The 22,221-nt window shown below is 45.2% G+C and carries 16 protein-coding genes; 9 read left to right on the forward strand and 7 right to left on the reverse strand.

Features of this window, described 5'->3' with window-relative positions:
- Positions 1 to 883: 883 nt before the first annotated feature.
- Positions 884 to 1,753, forward strand: coding sequence for an alpha/beta fold hydrolase (locus OSC7112_RS11515; RefSeq protein ID WP_015176065.1), 870 nt, complete (start codon positions 884 to 886; stop codon positions 1,751 to 1,753).
- Positions 1,754 to 1,771: 18 nt separating this feature from the next.
- Here the strand turns inward: OSC7112_RS11515 and OSC7112_RS11520 are convergent, their stop codons facing one another.
- Entirely contained in the window at positions 1,772 to 2,974 is a 1,203-nt protein-coding gene (locus tag OSC7112_RS11520; RefSeq protein ID WP_015176066.1) for an RNA-guided endonuclease InsQ/TnpB family protein, read from the reverse strand.
- 360 nt (positions 2,975 to 3,334) lie between these two features.
- Here OSC7112_RS11520 and hrcA point away from each other — a divergent pair, with 360 nt between their 5' ends.
- From hrcA to OSC7112_RS11560, 8 genes are all read left to right on the forward strand, one after another.
- Positions 3,335 to 4,477: a heat-inducible transcriptional repressor HrcA gene (hrcA, locus tag OSC7112_RS11525; RefSeq protein ID WP_445933951.1), complete on the forward strand. Its 1,143-nt coding sequence runs from the start codon at positions 3,335 to 3,337 to the stop codon at positions 4,475 to 4,477.
- Positions 4,478 to 5,312: 835 nt separating this feature from the next.
- Positions 5,313 to 6,905 carry a methionine--tRNA ligase gene (gene metG / locus OSC7112_RS11530; RefSeq protein WP_015176068.1) on the forward strand — a complete coding sequence of 531 codons (1,593 nt, stop codon included), beginning with the start codon at positions 5,313 to 5,315 and terminating at the stop codon, positions 6,903 to 6,905.
- 105 nt (positions 6,906 to 7,010) lie between these two features.
- A complete protein-coding gene (locus tag OSC7112_RS11535; RefSeq protein ID WP_006631885.1) occupies positions 7,011 to 7,616 on the forward strand; it encodes a LabA-like NYN domain-containing protein in 606 nt (201 codons plus the stop codon).
- Between the two features lie 197 nt (positions 7,617 to 7,813).
- Positions 7,814 to 9,010, forward strand: coding sequence for an LPS export ABC transporter periplasmic protein LptC (gene lptC, locus OSC7112_RS11540; protein WP_015176069.1), 1,197 nt, complete (start codon positions 7,814 to 7,816; stop codon positions 9,008 to 9,010).
- A gap of 85 nt (positions 9,011 to 9,095) precedes the next feature.
- Positions 9,096 to 9,686, forward strand: a complete 591-nt coding sequence (locus OSC7112_RS11545) for a Uma2 family endonuclease (protein ID WP_015176070.1) — start codon at positions 9,096 to 9,098, stop codon at positions 9,684 to 9,686.
- Positions 9,687 to 9,728: 42 nt separating this feature from the next.
- Entirely contained in the window at positions 9,729 to 10,313 is a 585-nt protein-coding gene (locus OSC7112_RS11550; RefSeq protein ID WP_015176071.1) for a Uma2 family endonuclease, read from the forward strand.
- A gap of 1,502 nt (positions 10,314 to 11,815) precedes the next feature.
- Positions 11,816 to 14,611, forward strand: coding sequence for a hybrid sensor histidine kinase/response regulator (locus OSC7112_RS11555; protein ID WP_015176072.1), 2,796 nt, complete (start codon positions 11,816 to 11,818; stop codon positions 14,609 to 14,611).
- 4 nt (positions 14,612 to 14,615) lie between these two features.
- Positions 14,616 to 16,520, forward strand: coding sequence for a two-component system response regulator (locus OSC7112_RS11560; protein WP_015176073.1), 1,905 nt, complete (start codon positions 14,616 to 14,618; stop codon positions 16,518 to 16,520).
- 452 nt (positions 16,521 to 16,972) lie between these two features.
- On the opposite strand, the gene OSC7112_RS11565 is transcribed toward OSC7112_RS11560, so the two are convergent.
- The 6 genes from OSC7112_RS11565 to OSC7112_RS11585 form a co-directional block, all read right to left on the reverse strand.
- On the reverse strand, positions 16,973 to 17,581 hold the full coding sequence (locus OSC7112_RS11565; RefSeq protein ID WP_015176074.1) for a Uma2 family endonuclease: 609 nt from the start codon (positions 17,579 to 17,581) through the stop codon (positions 16,973 to 16,975).
- A gap of 164 nt (positions 17,582 to 17,745) precedes the next feature.
- Positions 17,746 to 19,194, reverse strand: a complete 1,449-nt coding sequence (ffh, locus tag OSC7112_RS11570; RefSeq protein ID WP_015176075.1) for a signal recognition particle protein — start codon at positions 19,192 to 19,194, stop codon at positions 17,746 to 17,748.
- Between the two features lie 224 nt (positions 19,195 to 19,418).
- Positions 19,419 to 19,622, reverse strand: a complete 204-nt coding sequence (locus tag OSC7112_RS34460; protein ID WP_051041507.1) for a hypothetical protein — start codon at positions 19,620 to 19,622, stop codon at positions 19,419 to 19,421.
- Between the two features lie 240 nt (positions 19,623 to 19,862).
- Positions 19,863 to 20,033, reverse strand: a complete 171-nt coding sequence (locus OSC7112_RS39610; protein ID WP_190274378.1) for a hypothetical protein — start codon at positions 20,031 to 20,033, stop codon at positions 19,863 to 19,865.
- Between the two features lie 182 nt (positions 20,034 to 20,215).
- The gene (locus OSC7112_RS11580; RefSeq protein WP_015176076.1) at positions 20,216 to 20,821 is read right to left on the reverse strand and encodes a Uma2 family endonuclease; all 606 of its coding nucleotides are present in this window, start codon (positions 20,819 to 20,821) and stop codon (positions 20,216 to 20,218) included.
- Between the two features lie 194 nt (positions 20,822 to 21,015).
- Positions 21,016 to 21,798 carry a calcium-binding protein gene (locus OSC7112_RS11585; protein ID WP_015176077.1) on the reverse strand — a complete coding sequence of 261 codons (783 nt, stop codon included), beginning with the start codon at positions 21,796 to 21,798 and terminating at the stop codon, positions 21,016 to 21,018.
- Positions 21,799 to 22,221: the final 423 nt, after the last annotated feature.

A 22,221-nucleotide genomic window follows, 5' to 3' on the forward strand; every position in this document is an offset into this window, starting at 1 on the left:
GATGGTGTATTTCATCTACAAAATAACCGCCATAATAGAAAAGACGTGCCAGAGAAATAGGCGAGTTTAACAAGCAATAGTCCGGACTGTTTTTAGTTCCTACTCACAAAACAGCGATTTTCTCTTGGTAGCTCGATTGCCGAATCGCTTAGAAAGCCTTCTACGGTTGGCAATCAAAAACTGTCCCAAGTATTGAATAAGTGCTATAGCCTTGCGATCGAAAGATGAGGTACTCTAGGGCATAGACCTCCGTGGGCATACCTCACTTGTTTGAGAAAGGCTATACTTTCGTTTAAGACGGAATTAAAACCTCATAATAAACAGGTTTTAATTCCGTCAACATTCTGGAGTAGCAAGACACGCTGACAATTGGGAGAACGGGATAATGCTGGAAATATTGGCGTTTAGAGCAACGGATCAAACCGTAAAACTCCCTACAGCCAGGGAATGACACAAACGCTGGGCAACTAAAGTTAAAAGTTCTTATCAGTGTTATTACAATCAATTGTTTAAATCTTAAAATTATCTCTAATTTGGCTATTGTAAACTGAGTTAATAACCGCTTAAAATAAGAATTTATTCAGATTACAAACACCCAAATTATCGAAAATAAATCGCATAAAAGGGCAAGCTAGGCCAAGATTGCCAGTGAAGTGGACAAACATCTTGTAGCGTCAGCTTAAGACCGCGCGTTGCAGCAGGAAGTAATCGGTAAATCGATAAAGTTGAGTATTTTTGGCTTACTTATAGCGCTTCTTGGGTAGATGAGGTAAACAATTCAACTGAAAAAGCTTGAGAACACAGGATTTCGACGTACTCCTTCTTTCTGAGAAAGGCTATACATAGGTTTACATAGGTCTTATGGAGCGGGTAGGATAAAAGTATGGCAACAATCGACATCCTAGGGGTTCGGCACACTTACGATTTGACGGCTCCGACTGCAACTTCCCCGGTTCTGGTATTTGTCCACGGCTGGCTGTTAAGCCGCCACTACTGGCAACCTTTGACCGATCGCTTGGCATCAAACTATCAGTGCCTTACCTACGATTTGCGTGGGTTTGGCGATTCTCAATCGGACGGTGGCGTTCATCACGGGCATTCCGAACCGCTAAATTCCTGCTACACTCCCGCAGCTTACGCTCGCGATTTGGAAATTTTACTCGAAAAACTCGATATATCTTCTGCTTGGCTGGTGGGACACTCTCTCGGCGGTACGATCGCTCTATGGGGAGCCAGCAAAGTGTCCGATCGCGTTAAAGGCGCGGTCTGCATCAATGCAGGGGGCGGCATCTATCTTAAGGAAGAATTCGAGCGGTTTCGAGCGGTCGGCAAGCAGCTAGTGACAATGCGTCCCGGCTGGCTGCCTCACTTGCCGTTAGCAGATTACGTGTTTGCCCGCGATTCTGTAGCCCGCTCGATCGGCAGATCCTGGGGCCGGCAGCGCTTAGTAGATTTCGTGGGAGCTCATCCAGAGGCAGCTTTGGGGGCTTTGTTGGACTCGACAACAGAAGCCCAGATTCACCTCTTGCCACAAATTGTGTCCCAACTCAAGCAGCCTGTTTATTTTATTGCCGGTACTAAAGACAAAATTATGGAACCAAAATACGTGCTGCATTTGGCTAGCTTTCACTGGATGTTCCAAGGTTGTGGCGAGAATGTCCTTCAGCTTCCCGATTGTGGCCATTTGGCAATGGTGGAACAGCCGGATGCAGTGGCTAGTTACCTGCAAAATATTCTGAAAGAACACACGTGAACTACCAGGCATCGACCGCTAAGCGGTACGGTGCTGGCTTCCAACTTCAACCGGAACAGCCGATAACACGGAAGATTTCCTTCCAGCCTTCGGACTTACATTCCGTCCATTGGCAGTAGCGCTAGTTCCTAACGCTAATATTCGCAAGCCTTTCTCTCGAATGTTGATAGCTGCATTTACGTCTCTATCGTGCTTTGTCTGGCAGTTGGAACAAGTCCAACTGTGCATGTCTAGAGGAAGACTACCCACCTGATTTAGGCAAACGTGACAAGTCTTACTCGATGGGAAAAACCGACCAATTTCTAGATAGGTTTTACCGTCTCTTTCCGTCTTGTATTTGAGTTGACGGGTGAATTCTGACCAGCCACAATCACTGATTGCTTGATCTAGGCAGTGATTCTTCACCATGTTCTTGACTGCCAGATTCTCGACAATGATGACTTGGTTCTCGTTCACCAGTTTGCGAGATAGTTTCTCCTGGAAGTCCTTGCGAGAATTTGCAATTCTTTCATGCACCCGTGCCACAATGCGGCGGGCTTTCTTGCGACGATTTGAACCTTTCTGTTTACGGGATAGTTTTTGCTGCTTACGCTTCAGGTTTTTAGCGCGTTTCTTCAAGTGCTTGGGATTGTCGAACTTAGACCCATCAGACGTAATCGCAAAATGAGTTAGCCCGACATCAATTCCCACCGCTTTACCGTTTGAGGAAATCTCAACATCCGGTAAGCCATCATCAAATAACAAGGAAGCGTAATACTTCCCTGTACGGTTCATGCTAACTGTGACGGTTTTGACTTTTCCCTCAAATCTGCGATGAATCTTGGCAGAAACAACGCCTAACTTGCCGGGAAACTTCAGATGACCATCATCAACAATTTGAACTTTTTGTAGGTACTGAATCGATTGTTTATCGTGCTTTGATTTGAATTTGGGAAATGATGCCCGTCCTTCAAAGAAGTTGATAAACGCTCTCGACAGGTTCAGTGAGACGCTTTGCAGCACTTGGCTGTAGGTTTCACCTAACCATTCATACTCTTTCTCGATCGCAGGTAAGCGACTGTTCATCCCAATCTGGGATAGGCCTTTACCCGTCTCTTTGTAGAGCTCGTTCGTTGCGTTCAGTGAATTGTTCCAGTACCAACGGGCACAGCCAAAGGTCTTTGACAGCGTTTCTTTCTGCTCATTGGTCGGATAAATTCGTACCTTGACAACGTTTTTCATATATCTAGTTTAACACGAATCCCATTTACCGTAACTGGTTGTGCCGTATAAGAGGTTGGCTATTTCTTGCCTATCCCGATTGTTCTACAGCTTCGGTGAAGACCACAATCGGGACGGGAAGAAATAGCCTGGCTTTCATCCCGACGCTCAATCGAAGCGATTAGAGCGCGGGACGAACCGCCGAAGAGTTAAAACATTCTTCCCTGTTCCTTGTTCGTTCTTGCCTGTTCATTCTTGCCTGTTCCTTCTTCCTTCGCCTAAATCTGTTATCTTAAATAGATAAGTCTGCCCGATCGCCCTCTTGGGACAGACGTTTCGATTAAATAGTGGCTTTCAACTCTAAATTATAATTCTGCTTAAATATCTGTGCGCGTTAACCTCACCGATCGGCAACAACACATCCTTTGGGCAACGGTTCGCCACTACATAGCTACAGCGGAACCCGTTGGCTCAAAAGCTTTGGTTGACGAATTCAACCTCAGCGTCAGCCCAGCTACAATTCGCAATGCGATGGGGACTCTTGAAAAAGCTGGACTGCTTTATCAGCCCCACACTTCGGCAGGACGAGTCCCCTCTGACTCCGGCTACCGAATTTATGTAGACCAGTTGATTCAGCCGTCTGATACGCTGGCCCGCAAGGTGGAACAGGTACTAGACCAGCTCAATTGGTCGGATGGTCGCATGGACGCGGCACTCCGCGGCGCTGCTCAAATCCTGGCAACTATCAGCGGTTACATAGCCATGATCACGATACCGCAAACCAATATGGCTTGCTTGCGCCACTTGCAACTGGTGCAGCTAGAGCCGGGAAAGGTGATGCTGATCGTGGTGACGGATGCTTACGAAACTCAGTCGGTTTTGGTGCAGTTGCCGAGGGACGCAGAAGGTAATACGCCTGATGTCGAAATCGTCGATCGCCAGTTGCAGATTTTGTCGAATTTTTTGAACAGCAAGTTGCGGGGGCGATCGCTCTCGGAACTATCGGCTGTAGACTGGAGCGAGTTAGACCGGGACTTTGAGCTGTACGCTGAGTGGATGGGAACCATGCTGACTGCTTTGAGCAACCGCCAAAGCAATCCAACCTACACGCGGATTCTGATCGGCGGTTTGGCAGAAGCGCTGCGCTTGCCTGAGTTTTCCCAGTTGCAGCAAGTTCAAACCCTGGTGCAACTGCTCGAACAAGAGCAGGAATTGCTGTGGCCTTTGATTTTTGAATCGCCTGAGTTGGAGACCCCAGGGAAGCGGGTAACGGTGCGTATTGGCTCGGAAAATTCCTTGGAACCAATTCGCGGCTGTACTCTGATTTCTTCGACTTACCGCCGGGGATCGGTGCCGGTGGGTAGTGTTGGGGTTTTGGGGCCGACGCGGATGGTTTACGAAAATGCGATCGCGGTGGTGGAAGCTGCGGCTGATTATTTGTCAGAAGCTATTGGCGGAAATCGAGTTAGTTTTCCTGATGGGGAGCGAGGGCGATCGGATCATCCCTCGTTAGATGCCCCCTAATTTGATAGCCCCAAGCTTAACTGCCTTGGGGTTTTATTGTCTGCGAAGGCACTCGCAACCTCGATCGACCGGGTTTTGTGACAAAAAACCTAGGCTTTTATCCCACATTCCACACCCTGGGGTGTCATACAGCAGAATTACGCAGAAAAATATATCTTCAAAGTAACAAATTATGCCTTTAAAAAGTTATTTATCCGTTAATATACGGTATTACAGTATGATTTATAGTTTTATTGCTGGCTCAAAATAAGTAAAAACCGATAGTGACAGTTGAGGGTGCGGAATGTGGGTTGGATACTCTTTTTGAGGTAAGAAACTAAAGCTTCGCGCTTGACAAGAGAGTTTCGTAAAAAACCCTGTTTCTGCGTCCACGAGCGGCTCGGAAAGTGGCAGGAGTTAGGGGCGATCGACTTTCCAGCGATCGCGAGAAAGAGATGGCGATGGTGAGCGATCGCGCATTTACAGAAAGTGGTCGCGGAGTGTTAGTCGAACGGCGGGTTTAGCAGCCCAACTGACGAGTTTTGTTGCAAGCCTGGTGGGCGCTCGCCCGCTCTAGGTATAGTGGCTGCGACCAATGAATAGATGAGGCGTCCACCCTGGGATCGTCGCTTCCCAAGGCAGCAGAATGTCAAAATATTAAGACATTTTAGAGAGTTCGTCAAAAACAACTAAAAAAGATTAGTGTGGAGATGAAAGCAATATTTCTTTTGGGAATAGCCCGGGTTAAACAATTGCAAATAACTTGCAGTGAATTTGGCTTGATTGCCACTCAAAAAAAAATTAACCGCTGAGTTAAGATCGAAACGAAATTTAGGGAATTTTCTTTTAGCATTCAATGAAATCGACTGATAAAACTAAGAATACCTTTGCGATAACAACGCCTCTGTATTATGTAAACGATTTACCTCACGTTGGCAGCGCTTATACGACTATGGCTGCGGATGCCCTAGCCCGATTTGAGCGGCTGCGGGGCAAATCTGTTTTGCTGGTTACGGGGACGGACGAACACGGGCAGAAAATTCAGCGGACAGCCGAGAGTTTGGGACGATCGCCCCAAGCTCACTGCGATTCAGTGGTTCCGGCGTTTGAGGCGCTGTGGGAGCAACTCTCTATCCAGTACGATCGCTTCATCCGCACAACTTCGCGGCGCCACGAGTACATTGTCAAAGAATTTTTCCAGCGCGTCTGGAACTCCGGCGATATCTACTTGAACCAGCAACAAGGCTGGTACTGCGTCTCCTGTGAAGAATTTAAGGATGAACGGGATTTGTTGCCGGGAAATCGGTGTTCTGTCCACACCAGCAAGGAAGTTGAGTGGCGCGACGAAGAAAATTACTTTTTCCGCCTGTCGCGGTATCAAGACCAACTGCTGGCCTTGTACGCCGAACGTCCCGACTTCATCGCGCCGGAAAGTCGCCGGAACGAAGTGCTCAGTTTCGTCAACTCTGGACTGCAAGACTTTTCGATTTCTAGAGTGAATCTCGAATGGGGTCTGCCCATGCCAGTTGACCCCAGTCACACCATCTACGTCTGGTTTGACGCTTTGCTGGGATACGTCACCGCCTTGCTAGATCCGGACAGCGACCCGATTTTGGAGAAAGCTTTATCTAAATGGTGGCCGATTGACCTGCACTTGATCGGCAAAGATATTCTTCGCTTCCACGCAGTTTACTGGCCGGCAATGCTGATGTCAGCGAATCTGCCGGTGCCGGGTCGCGTCTTCGCACACGGGTTTTTGACCAAAGACGGCAAAAAAATGGGGAAAACGGAGGGTAATACTTTAAACCCTGTCGAATTGGTCAACAAATACGGCCCTGATGCAGTACGTTACTATTTCCTCAAAGAAATTGAGTTCGGAGAGGACGGCGATTTTAACGAAACTCGGTTTATCAATATATTGAATGCTGAGCTAGCAAATGATTTGGGAAATTTGCTTAATCGTACCCTAAACATGGCTCGCAAATATTGCGGTGGCTGCGTACCGAATGTGTTGGGAGAAAACATTGAGGGCGACAACCTTCTCAAGGCCATGAGCCTGGATTTGGGCGAGCAAGTAGCGGGTTTTTACGAAGAGTTGGCTTTTAGCAAGGCTTCCGAAGCCGTGCTTGCATTAGTTCGAGCCGGTAACAAGTTTATTGACGTGCAAGCACCTTGGAGTTTGTACAAGCAGGGACAGATCGAAGGTGTCGAACAAGTGCTATATTCTGTTCTGGAATCTGTTAGACTAGCATCTTACCTTTTATCGCCGATTATTCCCAATATCAGCAACGCTATCTATCAGCAGCTAGGTTTTTCAATTGACTTTAACGATCGAGTTACAGTTAACAGTTTAGCGAATTTTGCAGCTCATGCTGCCTGGGGCGCTTTGCCGGCAAACCAAACTCTGGGGGAACCCCAACCTGTTTTTAAGCGGCTCGAACTGCTGTAAACAGTACCTTCATAGTTGGCAGCCAGCGCTCTGGGTGTTATGACAGACTACGAATTAGCAGTTATTTCCTTACCAATCTTTCATAAAAATTGAGGCATAACAATCATGTTGAATAGAATAGAAAGCAACGACCTTTTTACGCCGGAACAGGTTCTAGAAAATCGGGGTAGAGTGGCAATTTTTATTGACGGCTCTAACCTTTTTTACGCGGCTTTGCAGTTAGGAATTGAGATTGATTACACTAAGCTGCTGTGCCGTTTAACTGCGGGTTCGCGACTGCTGCGCTCTTTCTTCTACACGGGTGTCGATCGCACTAACGAGAAACAGCAGGGGTTTTTGCTGTGGATGCGCCGCAACGGCTACCGGGTGATTTCTAAGGATTTGGTACAGTTGCCTGACGGTTCTAAGAAAGCCAATTTAGATGTAGAAATCGCTGTTGATATGATGGCTTTAGTGGGGTCTTACGACACGGCGGTTCTGGTCAGCGGTGACGGCGATTTGGCTTATGCTGTGGATGCTGTCAGCTATCGCGGCGTGCGGGTTGAGGTGGTGAGTTTGCGATCGATGACGAGCGACAGTTTGATTAATGTAGCCGATCGCTATATCGATTTGGAAATGATTAAAGACGACATCCAAAAAACATCGCGCCCTAATTATGCTTACCGCCCTTTGTCGGGTCTGAGCTTGATGGAGGAACACGACGACAGATAGGGATTTGGTAATGGGTAATGGGTAACGGGTAAGGGGTGAGGGTTAATAGGTTGAATCATTGAGAATTAAAAGTTAAAAATTTAGACCAAACATGACACATTTTTAATTTTTGATTAAGTGTTTTCCAATAGCCAATTATCAATTACCAATTCCCCATTGCCAATTCCCAATTACCGATTACCAATTCCCAATTGCCAATGATTAATCTCAAATCCCAAATTCTCAATCTCAAATCCCCAAAATTGAGGCTGCTATTTTTAGCAGCACTGATTTTGGGGATTGGTGCTTGTGCGGTTCCGCAAGAGACTCAAAAGAACAAATTAGCTGAGGATCTCAAAACCGCTCAACAGTCAAACAGCACTTTAACTTTGAACAAAGTAACTCTAGAACAAGCAAACGAAAAGGGCGAGACGTTCTGGAAAGTAAACTCGCAAAATGCAGTTTACAGTAAAGACCAAAAAATAGTTAACGTTCAGAAACCTGTGGGCAAATTGTTTCAAGACGGCAAAGAAATTTACGACATTCAGGGAGAAACTGGACAGGTATTTCAGGAAGGAAATCAAGTTTTTCTCAAAGGTAACATAGTCGCTACAGACCTTAAAAATGGAGTGGTATTGCGCGGAAATGAGTTGGAGTGGCGACCAAAGGAGGATGTTTTAGTTGTCCGCAACAATTTGACGGGAGAGAACAAACAGGTGACGGCTTCAGCGAAGGAAGCGCGGGTTTTCAGCAGGGCTAAGAGGATGGAGTTATTCGGTTCTGTGGTGGCAAATGTTAAAGATCCGATTTTGCAATTGCGAACCGAGCACTTAGTGTGGTTTGTGGAGCAACAAAAGGTAAACAGCGACAAACCGACTCAAATTGACAGATACAAAGATAAAATAGTAACAGACAGCGGTTTTTCCGACCAAGTAGATGTAGACTTAAAAACTAAGATTGCGACGCTGACAAAAAACGCTCAGTTGATGCCATCAGACCCGCCGCTGCAAATAGAAAGCAGTTTGATGAGTTGGAATTTTCCGGCGCAATCTGTGGTATCGCCCGGGCCTGTGAAGGTTTTTCACCGCGTGGAAAAGGTGACGATGACTGGCGATACGGGGCGGGGAGATTTACAGAAAAAAGTTTTTTATTTGACGGGCAATGTGGTAGGAATTGGGGAAAAACGTCAAGCTCAATTAAATACCGATCGCGTAACGTGGTATTTAACTAACCAGACTTTCGACGCCGAAGGAAATGTGGTTTACAAGCAACTAAATCCGGTGTTTAATTTGACTGGGCCGAGGGCGGCGGGAGAGTTGAAAAATCAAACTGTGATTGTCAAAGGCGACGGCAGTGGGGGTCAAGTGGTTACGGAATTTGTACCGGACGAGTACAAGGGAACTTTGGGACAGTAGATGGGATTGCAACCGCAGATGTCGGCAGATGAACGCTGATGAACGCAGATATAATTAAGATTGGATTGAGTAAGGAGGGGTTGGGATGACGACAACTTTAGAAACAACTTTAGAAAGGGTGGATGAACCTATCTTAATTGACGGATTAAGTTGGAGAGAGTTTAAGGCTGTTGAACAGTTGCTCTCGCGTCCGGGGGTGAGGCTGTCGTTTTTAGATGGGGTGTTGGAGATTAGACGTATGCCTGGAGAAAAACATGAATCGATTAAAGAACGAATTGGTTCTCTACTCGATCTTTATCTGCTTCAAATGGGAATTGATTATCAGCCCACGGGATCGATGACCCTGGAAAGCCCGTCGGGATTGGTGAAGCGAGAAGCTGATAAATCCTATAAATTGGGAGCTAACCGAGAACGTCCTGATTTGGCGGTGGAAGTGGTGGTGACTAGCGGCGGTATTAACAAGTTGGAAGCTTACAAACGCCTGGAAATTCCTGAAGTTTGGTTTTGGGAAAATGGCGCACTTCGTATGTATTCCTTGGGGGATGATGGATATGCAGAGGTCGATCGCTCTCAAGTTCTGCCAGAGTTAGATATTGTATTATTGGCGCAGTGTATCAATATTGAAAATCACCTTCAGGCAATGCGGGAATTCAGGCAAGCTATTCAAAGTTATTAGAAAAATTCTTAGAGAGTATTTTCGTTTGAAGGAGCAGTTGGGATGACGACAACTTTAGAAACAACTTTAGAAAGGGTGGATGAACCTATCTTAATTGACGGATTAAGTTGGAGAGAGTTTAAGGCTGTTGAACAGTTGCTCTCGCGTCCGGGGGTGAGGCTGTCGTTTTTAGATGGGGTACTGGAGATTAGACGTATGCCTGGAAGAAAACATGAAACCGCGAAACAGCGGATTTCAACGCTGGTGGATATGTATTTGGAATATGCAGGCATTGACTTTACGCCAACGGGTTCGGTGACAGTAGAAAGTGAAACTGGAAGGGTGAAGCGAGAAGCGGATTTGTCTTACGAATTGGGATCTAACCGAGAACGTCCCGATTTGGCGGTGGAAGTGGTGGTGACTAGCGGCGGTATTAACAAGTTGGAAGCTTACAAACGCCTGGAAATTCCTGAAGTTTGGTTTTGGGAAAATGGCGCACTTTGTATGTATTCGTTGGGGGATGATGGATATGCAGAGGTCGATCGCTCTCAAGTTCTGCCCGACTTAGATATTGTATTATTAGCGCGGTGTATCAATATTGAAAATCACCTTCAGGCAATGCGGGAATTCAGGCAAGCTATTCAATAGAATTTGATTGTGCAATTAATTTTGTAATAATGACTTCTGTCTTTTCTTAAAGCTTTTAGTTACTAAGGACTAAAGTTCCTTACTACAACACATCCCAACGGGCAGCATACACTGCAAGAGCGGAGCGAAGTCGATCGTCCGAGACAGTAGTAAGTAAAAATACTTGGCGCGGTGACAACCCCTGTGAAACCTTGATGGTAAAAGCATTAAAGCCCCTGAGCATCAAAAAAGATAGGGGATGATTGACAGGCTAATTGACTCATAAAATCGTCCAAGCTCGCCTTGAACCTGATTCAAGGGATCTCGCCACTCTCTTTGATTGACTCACCCCCGCAAAGATATTTTTGCTTGGTCAATCAACTCAAAACCTTGACGCAGCTTTGCTTTTAACCGGCTCGTCACCCCGTCGCAGTGTTGAGTTTAGGGTTGGTTTAGGCACTATGCACGATAGACTATTAAGTTATTGTGCATTTAAGTTCCCATTTCCTCTATTTGAGAATCTTTGTGGGACGGGCCAGAGCTCCGGTTGAAAAAAAAAGCGCTATTTAGCTGGCGAAAGCTTAGGATTTACGCATATAACCCCCAAACCCTTTTTCCAAGAGGGCTTTCAAGTGCCCCGTTTTTTGAAGCCGTTCCCCCCTTTTTTAGGGCAGTACGGGGAAGCTGGGTTTCAAACCCTATAGTTCGTCAGTCCGGGAGCATCTGATATTTGTAAAAACACTGATTCTGGCTCCTGACTTCTGACTTCTGACTCTTTTCTCCTAGCTTCTGACTCCTGACTCCTAACTCCTATTTCTAGCGGAGGGCTGCTTTCATTGAGATGCTCCCGTAAGTCCTGACTATAGTTGTATGCTTAGATCAATTAGTATTGAGGTCAAGACCTACAAGTGAATAAAGGTGTACTCAATATCCAGGAAATCGGCAGGTAGGCTTACACTGCCACCCCAAGCAGAATATAGCATTTGACATTTATGGAGATTTCGTCTCAAATGGGGATCGGTTTTTTCTCATAAATTTGCACACTGTATCAGTATTAGCCACTCATTTGGGCCCGGTTATTCAACAATAAGATATCATTAAACCAATTGGGGTTCAAGACAGACGGAATCAATAATTTTCCTAGAGCTGACTTTAAATGACCAAGGGTGAGCGACTGTTGTTATTGAGGGAGCATCTCATATTTGTAAAAATAATTCTTCTGGCTCTTTCCTTCTCGCTCCTGGCTCCTTTCTTCTGACAATCAAGCATCCAGGATACAAGCCCCCGGATTCATCCGTCCAGAAATAAAAAACCTGTATCCGATGAAACTTGCCGAACGTATTTATCTCGCGCAAGTCAATGCTTCAATCTCAAATCTCAAATCTCAAATCGATTGACTCTTTCCTCCTGGCTCCTGGCTCCTGGCTCCTTTCTTCTGACTCCAAACTCCAATTTCTAGCTGGGCTGCTTTCATTGAGATGCTCCCGTTATTGAAATAATTCAAATACTAAAATGACTCCGCCATGACACTAACCGCAAGTGAGAATGAACTTGCAAAAAGCCCTCAAAAAATCCCCCTGCGCCTGGTATTAGTCGTACCATTCGTGCTGCAAATCTTTCTCGCTGTGGGACTGACAGGTTGGCTCTCGCTACGCAACGGCAAAACTGCCGTCAACAACGTTACTACCCAATTACGAACGGAGGTAGTCGCCCGCATCAATCAACAATTAAACTCTTACTTGGAAACGCCCCATTTGGTAAATGCCATCAGCGCCGATGCCATTCGCCGCTTTGGATTGTGGAATCGAGACAATATGAGTTCTATGAGAAGCTACTTCTACTGGCAGCTCAAGCAATTTTCCACTGTTAGTTACATCAGTTTTGGCGGGGAAAAAAAAGAATACGCGGGTGCTGGATATAAGGATGATGGCAGTGTGGTTATTGAAATAACCGATCGCTCTACTAATTTTCTCAATACGATCGTCAAGGTAGATAGAGAGGGCAACCCGACTCAGTTTAAGGAAACCCACCCAGACTACGATCCCCGCATCCGACCCTGGTATAAAGCCGCAAAAGTTGCAGGCAAACCCCAATGGAATAAAATTTATCAATATTTTATTCAACCTAGCCTGGGAATCTCCGCTAGCCAACCTGTTTACGACAAAAATGGCACTTTTATAGGAGTTGTAAGTACCGATCTGTTTCTCTCAAAAATCGGCAACTTTCTCCAAAGTTTAAAAATTGGTAAATCCGGAAAGACTTTCATCATAGAACGTTCTGGCTTTCTAGTGGCTTCTTCCACCCCAGAGAAGCCATTTATCAATAAAAAAAATCGCAAAAAAACGCAAAGATTAAAAGCGATTGAAAGCAGCGTGCCTTTGATACAGGGAACAGCGCAGCATTTAATAGAACACTTTGGTAACTTCACCGAAATTGATAGCAACCAGCAACTAGAATTTATACTAGAAGGTGAGCGGGAATTCGTGCAAGTATCCCCATTCCAAGATGGTCGAGGTCTTGATTGGCTGATTGTTGTAGTCGTTCCAGAAGCCGACTTTATGGAGGAAATCAATGCCAATACCCGCAGCACTATCTTACTCTGCTTTTTAGCGTTAGTGCTAGCGACGTTGTTAGGAATCCTCGCTTCCCGCTGGATTACCCATCCTATTTTTCGTTTGAGTAAAGCGAGTAGAGCGATCGCTAGCGGTCAATTAGACCAAAAAGTAGAGGTAAATAGCATAGATGAACTGGGAGTTCTCGCTGAATCTTTTAACCAAATGGCACAGCAATTGCGCGAGTATTTTGCTGCTTTAGAAAAGACCAACTCCGAGCTAGAAAATCGAGTAGAAGAACGGACAAGTGAGCTAAAAGAAGCAAAAATTGCCGCTGATACTGCTAACCATGCCAAGAGCGAATTCCTCGCCAATATGAGCCATGAACTCCGCACGCCCCTGAACGGAATTCTAGGATACTCTCAAATTATGGAACGCGATAAAACTACCACTCCTAAACAAAAAGATGCTATCCACATTATTCACCAGTGTGGTTCGCACTTACTCACGCTGATTAACGATATTTTAGACCTTTCTAAAATTGAAGCCAGTAAAATGGAACTCTACAGCTCAAGTTTTAATTTTTCTTCTTTTTTGATCGGGGTTGTGGAAATGTGCCGTATCCGAGCTGAACAAAAAGAAATTACATTTAGTTATCAAGTATTAAATCAACTTCCCAACGCTGTAAATGCTGATGAAAAACGACTGCGCCAAGTTTTGATTAACCTTTTGGGCAATGCGATTAAATTTACAGAAAAAGGAGGTGTTATTTTTAAGGTAGGCGTAATAGGTACGGGGGAAGACTCTGACCAATCACAACTTACTAAAATTCGTTTCCATATCCAAGATACGGGGATTGGAATGGCACCTGAACAGTTAGAAAAAATATTTTTACCGTTTGAACAAGTCGGAAATAGCCAGCAGAAGGCAGAAGGCACTGGGTTAGGATTAGCGATCGCACATAAAATTGTTCAACTGATGGGAGGCGAAATAAAAGTCGAAAGTATACTCGGTCAAGGCAGCATTTTTTCCTTTGATTTAGAGTTGACTCAATCATCCGATTTTATTGAGCAACCCCCGCTAAATACTTCTATTAATTTAACAGGTTTTCAAGGAAATAAAAATAAAATTTTGTTAGTAGACGATCGATTAGAAAATCGAGGTTTTATTAGAACTTTGTTAGAACCACTAGGTTTTAAAATCATGGAAGCTTGTAATGGACAAGATGGTTTAGATAAAGCCATTGATTTTCAACCCGATCTGATTATTACAGACTTAGTGATGCCAGTAATGGATGGATTTGAAATGTCGCGGCGCTTCCGAAAGTCATCAGAGTTTAAGGATGTAATATTGATAGCATCCAGCGCCAGCGTGTTTGAATTCGATCGGCACAATAGCCAAGAAGCAGGTTGTAACGAGTTCCTGTCAAAGCCTATCCAAGTAGAAGAATTGCTAGAAGTATTAAAAAAATACTTACAAATAGAATGGATTTACGACAAACCTGCGGATTTGGCGAACGCACAGCAGGCAGGTTTGACGGATTTATTAAACGTTCAGAGTGGTGAGCTTGTAATACCGCCATCAGCAGAGCTGGTAGCGCTGTTTAATGCAGCTCGTATCGGCGATATTGAAGTGGTTGAGCAGGAGGCCAATAGACTCAAGCAGATAGACGGCAACTATCTACCCTTTGCTAATAAAATCTTGCAATTTGCCAAAAATTTTGAAGAAAAAGAACTACTAGCTTTTGTCAAAAAACATTTGGGCTAATAAAATGGTTAACCAAAAAGATAATGTAATTTTAATTGTTGACGATAACCCGAATAACCTCAAACTTCTGTTCGATTTTTTGAAGGAGTCAGGCTTCAAGGTTTTAGTAGCTAAGGATGGGGAAAGTGCTATTGAGAAGTTACAAGAAGTTTCGCCAAATATCATATTGTTAGATGTGATGATGCCGGGGATAGATGGGTTTGAAACCTGCTACCGATTAAAAGCATCGGTGGCAACGAAAGATATTCCTGTGATTTTTATGACAGCTCTTACGGATCGCGTGGATAAGGTTAAAGGTCTGTCAATGGGGGCAGTAGATTATATCACCAAACCCTTTCAGCAAGAGGAAGTCCTAGCCCGCGTGCAACTACACCTGAGACTGCGAAATTTGACCAAGACGCTGGAAGAGCAAAATGTGCTTCTCAAAAAGGAAATTGAAGGGCGAAAAGAGGCGGAAGCGGCCTTGCAAAAACTGACTTCTGAGTTAGAGGAACGGGTGGCTTCTCAAACGGCTGAACTTAGACAAGCCTACAACGAGCTTCAACAGGCTCAAGTTCAGTTGTTGCAAAGGGAAGAAAAATTAGGACATGATGCTTTTCACGACGCGCTAACGGATTTGCCTAACCGCGCTTGGTTTATGAATCGGCTGCAACAGGCGATCGACTTGTCGTACAGACATGAAGATTATTTATATGCGGTACTATTTATCGATCTAGATCGCTTTAAAGTAGTGAATGATAGCCTCGGACATTTGGTTGGGGATCAATTACTAAAAAGCATTGCTCATCAACTGCAAGTTTGTTTACGCCATACAGATGCAGTTGCGCGGTTTGGAGGAGATGAATTTGTGATATTGCTGGAAGATATTAAAGATATTGATGAACCAAACAGGGTGGCTGAACGCATCCAAAATCAATTAAGGCAGCCGTTTAATTTGAATGATTATGAAGTATTTACCGATATCAGTATTGGCATTATCGTTAGCACAATGGGTTACGATCGCCCAGAAGACGTACTCAGAGATGCAGATATCGCAATGTATTATGCTAAAGCTCAAGGTAGAGGGCGTTACGAAACTTTCGATCCAGCTATGCAAACTGTGGCGATGACGCGCTTGCAGTTGGAGAACGACTTGAGAAGGGCGATGGCGCTACAAGAATTTTGCGTTCACTACCAGCCAATTGTCTCCCTTTCTACGGGGCAACTGAGTGGCTTTGAAGCTTTGGTGCGCTGGCATCACCCATCTGGCACAATCTACCCGCCTGCTGAGTTTATCCCTGTGGCTGAAGAAACTGGTTTGATCAATGAACTGGGGTGGTGGGTTTTGCAGGAAGCTTGTCACCAGATCGGTATTTGGCAGCAACAGTTTCCCCAAACACCTCCCTTGGCGATTAATGTCAATCTTTCCCCCGTGCAGCTAAAGCAAGCAAACCTACTCAATCGAATTGAGGAGATTTTGCAGCAAACTGGTTTTCCAAACTACCGTCTCAAACTAGAGATTACTGAAAGTTGCATTTTGGAAACAGTATCCAGGGAAGAAAAGATGTTGAAGCAGCTAAAAGCTCTAGGCATTCTGTTGTGTATCGATGACTTTGGCACGGGCTACTCTTCTTTAAGCCGCTTACACGAGTTTCCCATTGATACCTTAAAGATTGACCGCTCTTTTGTGAGCCGCATTGGGTTAGACAACAGCGGCGTAGAAATTATCCAGACAATTGTGACGCTGGCTCGCAGCCGAGGTATGGATATCGTGGCAGAAGGCATAGAAACGCCAACACAGCTACAGAAACTGCGAGAGTTGGGGTGTGAGTTGGGGCAAGGATATTTATTTTCTAAGCCTGTAGACAGCGAAAAGGCAACCGAACTATTAGGCATAAAAGTAGCGGTAGTAAGCTCGCCTGACATCTAGTTTGGCTCGATAAATTTTATGAAACTCTTGTGGGACAGGCCCAAAAGCCTACTCTCATCATCATGCGAACTCAATTCTGCTGGGAATTAATAGTTAGGAATGAGAATTAAATAACTTACACTCTTGAAAGTGGGGTGGGCCGATTCCGCCCGCCCTTTTTGGACGGGCGGGACGCCCATCCCACCATAACAATTAAAATTGTAAGTTATTTAATTCGCGATCCTTAGTTTGGGTGGGATTTTTGATATTTTATGAATTAATAAAATTTACGTGATGCCCGAACGTTAATTTTTAGGAATTCCTAACGGGTTTATGCTCGGCAACACAGAATTTTCGATATTTTGATTCACTATTGTCTCGGACGATCGACTTTGAGTCGCACTCTTGCAGTGTATGCTGCCCGTTGGGGGGTGCGGAATCTGGGATTGTGCGGATTTGGTATCAAAAGCTCTCTAACGCCACACTCGCCTTAAATTCAACACAAATCCTGGCAATACGTCTTCCCCGGATAACTCGGCAGGATTGATTAATATTTCTACTTCTACTTGTTGTCGATAAATCTCTACCTGCCGGTTTTGCGGGTCAATCAACCAGCCCAATCTTGCGCCGTTGTCGATGTATTCCCGCATCTTAGTTTGAAGGGTGGAGAGACTGTCTGATGCCGAGCGCAATTCTACTACAAAGTCTGGACACAGGGGAACGAAGCCTTGGCGCTGTTTTGGAGTTAGTGCCTCCCAGCGAGTTCTAGTCACCCAGGAAGCGTCGGGAGAACGGCGAGCACCGTTGGGGAGGATGAATCCGGTAGAAGAGTCAAAACCTTCTCCTAAATCCTCGTGTGCTTCGCACCAGCGATCGACTTGCCCGCTGATACTGAGATTGCGATTGCCTGATTCTCCTCCTGTGGGTGGATTCACGATTAATTCTCCTGCTGCGGTTCTCTCTAATCTCAAGTCGGGATTTGCCAATGCTAGGGCCTCGAATTGCTCGCTACTGACAAGAAGGGCGATCGCCTTTGGCAATTCGATAGATATGGTTTCTGGTTGAGTGATTGTTTGTACCATATTCAATTCCGGTTTTTTTTAGATTGAACTCGGCAACAAGAAAAAGTTAAAGGACTTTCGCGCGGGGTGGGGGCGGGTTTACGAGATTGTGTGTTTTAGGCAATTACGATCGGTGAACCCGCCCCTACAAATTTTTGACAATAGTGCAATATGTTTGACGCTTTCTACAGTTGTCCGAAACCTTTTTTTGGCTTATCTTTTTTCTTTTTCTTCTTCTGCTGGGCACCCATATAGCCGCGGGAACCGGGCTGCATTCCGGGGCCGCCCATTCCGGGCATTCCGGGCATTCCCGGCAATCCTCCCATGCCTGTAAAGTTGCCTTGACTCATTTGCTGCATCATTGTACGCATTTTCTGGAAATCGCTCACCAGCTTGGTTACGTCGTTTTCAGCGTAGCCTGCGCCTTTGCCGATGCGGCGGCGGCGGGATGGAGAACTTGCTAAAAGTTCGGGGTTGCGGCGTTCTTCAACTGTCATGGAATTGATCATGGCTTCGGTGCGTTTTAGCTGCACTTCTCCCTGCCGCATTTGTTCGTCTGAGAGTTTGTTCATCCCCGGAATCATTTTCATGATGCCGCCGAGGGAACCCATATTTTTTAACAGTCTGGTTTGTTTGAGAAAATCGGTAAAGTCAAACTTTGCCGTGAGCATTTTCTGCTGCATTTTCTCGGCGTCGGCGATGTCGAATTCTTCTTGCGCTTTTTCTACTAGCGTCAAGACATCGCCCATTCCGAGTATTCTCGATGCCATGCGATCGGGATAAAATGGTTGCAAGGCTTCCACTTTTTCGCCGACGCCGACAAATTTAATCGGCGCGCCGGATATTTGCCGCACTGATAAAGCTGCACCGCCGCGGCTGTCGCCGTCTAATTTGGTTAAGATTGCGCCGGTAATACCGATTTGTTCGTGAAAGGTGCGGGTTAAATTTGCTGCTTCTTGGCCGGTCATGGCATCAACAACTAACAGCGTTTCGTGGGGTTGTACTGTTTGTTTGATGCGGCCCAATTCTGCCATCATGTCTTGGTCGATTTGCAGGCGGCCTGCTGTATCGACGATGATGGTATCAATGCCTATTTGTTTGCCGTGTTCGATGCCTTGGCGGGCAATTTCTACGGGGTCAATGTCTTTGCCTAATTCAAATACCGGTACGTCGATTTGTTTGCCGAGGGTTAGCAATTGGTCGATCGCGGCTGGTCGATAAATGTCGGTTGCGACTAGCAGTGCGGTACGATTTTGTTTGCGGAGGTGCAGCGCTAGTTTGGCGGTAGCTGTGGTTTTCCCGGTTCCTTGCAAACCTGCCATCAGCACGACTGTGGGCCCGGATTCGGCGGTGGCGAGGGGTACGTTGGTTTCCCCCATGACGCGCACGAGTTCGTCGTGGACGATTTTGATGAATTGTTGGTCGGGACGGACGCCTGAAACTACTTCTGCGCCTTGTGCTTTTGCCGCTACCTCTCCGATAAAGTTTTTGACGACTTGGAGGTTGACATCGGCTTCCAGGAGGGCGCGGCGGACTTCTTTGAGCGCGTCTTGGATGTTGGACTCGGAGATTTTATTTTGTCCGCGCAGTTTTTTCCAGGTGGATTCGAGTCGATCGGCAAGGGCTTCAAACATAGGGCATTGTTGGCTAGTCAGTCTTTTTAATTTTAAGGCTAAATGCGGATGTTTGGATTAATGTTTTGCTAATTTTTGAATGATCCTTTCTGGGCGGGCTTCTAGCCCGCCCCACAAGCAAATTATTCATGTGTTGTGGAACAGCCCGGAAAGCCTGTTCTTAAAACTGCTGCCACAAAATTCATATATTGTGGAACAGCCCGGAAAGCCTGTTCTTAAAACTGCTATAAGATCATGTGGGTTTTTATGTATTCTGCGATCGCCGGTTGGAGTTGGAAGAGGGTGCGATCGCCTTTTTGGACTTTTTCAATTAATGACCTCCGCCTCAAGGATTCGACGGCTTTGAGGAATTCTGAATGGGATAATTCCAGAAGGGCTGGCTTTTTGGAGATTTGGGCTGCTTTGATTTGATTTGCCAACCAGGACATTACTTGTTTTTAGGAGTCTGACAAGCGCTGAAAATGTTGCTGCAACAAATATTCTAAGTCGGCTAAAACTAGGCTATCATAGGATAAAAAATTAGAACTTTTGCCGCCAAATCTGTCTTTAATTACAGCAGATACTATATTTAACCACAAGGTATTTACTCGGTAAATCTCTATCAATTAAGACTATTTTTCGGAGTCAGATCAACCTTTTTATGTGAAGATTTATCGCGTTGGTTCGCCTCAACTATTGAGTTGCAATGTTTGACAAGTTTTCGGTTGGCTTTCTAATGCTGCAATTTCTATTGGTTTTTCCCAACTAATCAAAACTAAGCAACTGTTGTGACATGATTCTGCTACTGTTCCTGCTACGATGCTGGTGAGGGAATCAAACCGCGAATAATCCCTATTCATAGGTGATTGCTGAAGAGTAAAAATTTTTATACTCCGAACAGTATAGATTAAAATAAAATTCCTGAAAACCAGAAACCCTGATGTTTTCAGATGATTGCGATTTTTATGACATTTCGTACATTTCGTATATTTCGGCCCTTGCCGGCATTACTAGGCCATATTTTATTTGTAGATGTTCTAGGTTAACCAGCTCGAACTGCATCCCGAAACACTTTCAAAGCTTCTTTTTCTTCGGACATTTGCAGGCATCTCCCCAGCAATTCTAGATCCAAATCCGGCAACAGCAGACTCCGAGAAACCCGATCGTAACCCTCCGAGTTCAGTTGGTAAATCGAAAATACTCCGTCTTCCCAAAACCAAACTTCCGCTACGTTAAATCTGCGGTAGTATTCCAGTTTATTAATAGTTCCGCTAGTAAAAACAACTTCGATCGCCAAATCGGGTATTTCTCGCTGCCGCCGATCTTCGCCAAAATAGTAAGATAAATCTGGTTCCTTGCTGCTGCCTTTTGCTTCTCCTTGAAGTGTAGCGCTGCCCGTCGGTCTAAAACTAATATCTTTTTCTAAGAAAAACTGACCTAGCAGCAATGCCAGCAGGCATTTAATGGTTTCATGTTCCGGCGAAAGTGTCATAATTTCCACATATCCGTCGAGGTAAGACAAGCGAACACTGCGAGTGTACTCTAGCAATGAATCCAGAGCTTTGAACTGCTCCCAAGTCATTGATAGCGGCAAAATCAACCGCTGTTCCGGGAGTGCAGTTAATTTGGGGTGAGTGGCAATTGTCATATATACTTTCCCCGAGTTTGAATTTCTACTTTTATATTAGCCTAAAAATTATTTAAAGGGAGAACTGTTTTAATATCTATTTTGCAAAGTACGGTTGCGTATAGATTCATTGCCCGCTATCTGTAGGGGACACGGCAGTGCCGTGTCCCCTACCCGGAACTCGCTCTATAGCCCGTCTAATTCCCTACACATAACTAAGCTAAAAACTGGAATTGAGAACCGTTAACTGCCAAAGCAAACGGACTCGCTTGTTCAAATGCACCAGTAAGTTCAAAGCTGTTGGTATTTAAGACTACCCCCACAATCTGTCCGGTAATTATGTTTTCAATCACCATGTCGTTGATAATTCCGTCGTTATCGTAAGCAATCAAATTATCGTCTTCAAAGAAAAGGTTGAGTTCTGTTAAACCGTCCGTCAAACCGATACGATCGCCCTCGTCAAAGTTAAAATCGGTAACGACATCTGCTCCATTTATACCAAATGCTTCATCGTTGCTTCTGAGCACGAATATATCAGCACCGGGGCCTCCCGTGAGCACGTCAACTCCCCGATCGCCAGCTAAGAAATCGTTGCCCTCATTGCCCTCTAAATCGTCGTCTCCTTGCCCTCCCCGCAGGATATCGTTCCCGAACCCTCCGAAGATCAGGTCATTTCCGGCGTCGCCCCTAACTACGTCGTTGCCATCATTTCCATCCAGGCGATCGTCATCTTTCCCGCCGTAAATTATGTCATTTCCGCCACCACCGCCGATAATATCATTGCCGTTATTTCCTAACAGACGTTCGTTGGAATCCGATGAACCTCCTATAGTATCGTTGCCGTCGAGTCCCCAAACTCCCCAGGGAAAAGACGACAAATTTCCATCCGCTACGTCAATCTCATCGGGTGTAGCGAATCCCAAAAGACGTGGACCGCCCCCAGCAAATACAGGAAATCCAGTCAGATCGCTGATGAGATTGTTAATCGTTAAAGCCATAAGTATGTCCTTTCAAAACTTCTCTTAGCTGTATTATACATTTTAATTATTACCTTGCCAAATAGCAATAATTTGGGAGTTGGACGGCAACTTTTATTTCCTCAATTAATGACAAGCAACCTGCTGGTCTATAGTCAATTACAATTACCAATACTTCGGCTGCGCGATCGTATAAGTTACCAATTACCAATTACCAATTCCCATTTACCAAGGCTGTGCTTCATTCAACCCAAACCTGCTATAGATCTCGCATCTGAGTCAAATAGCATTAGTTGCTGACACTATCCGCTACTGTCTACCGCTTATAATGGGTGTTACCCCCCAGGCGGTAAACAGGTTAATATCACCTATAACGTCGAGACTGAGAGGTTGTTTGTGAATCAAAGTAAAAGTCCCTGGGCCCATCATCCGAGAAAAAACCCA

The organism is Oscillatoria nigro-viridis PCC 7112 (assembly GCF_000317475.1).
GTDB lineage: Bacteria > Cyanobacteriota > Cyanobacteriia > Cyanobacteriales > Microcoleaceae > Microcoleus > Microcoleus nigroviridis.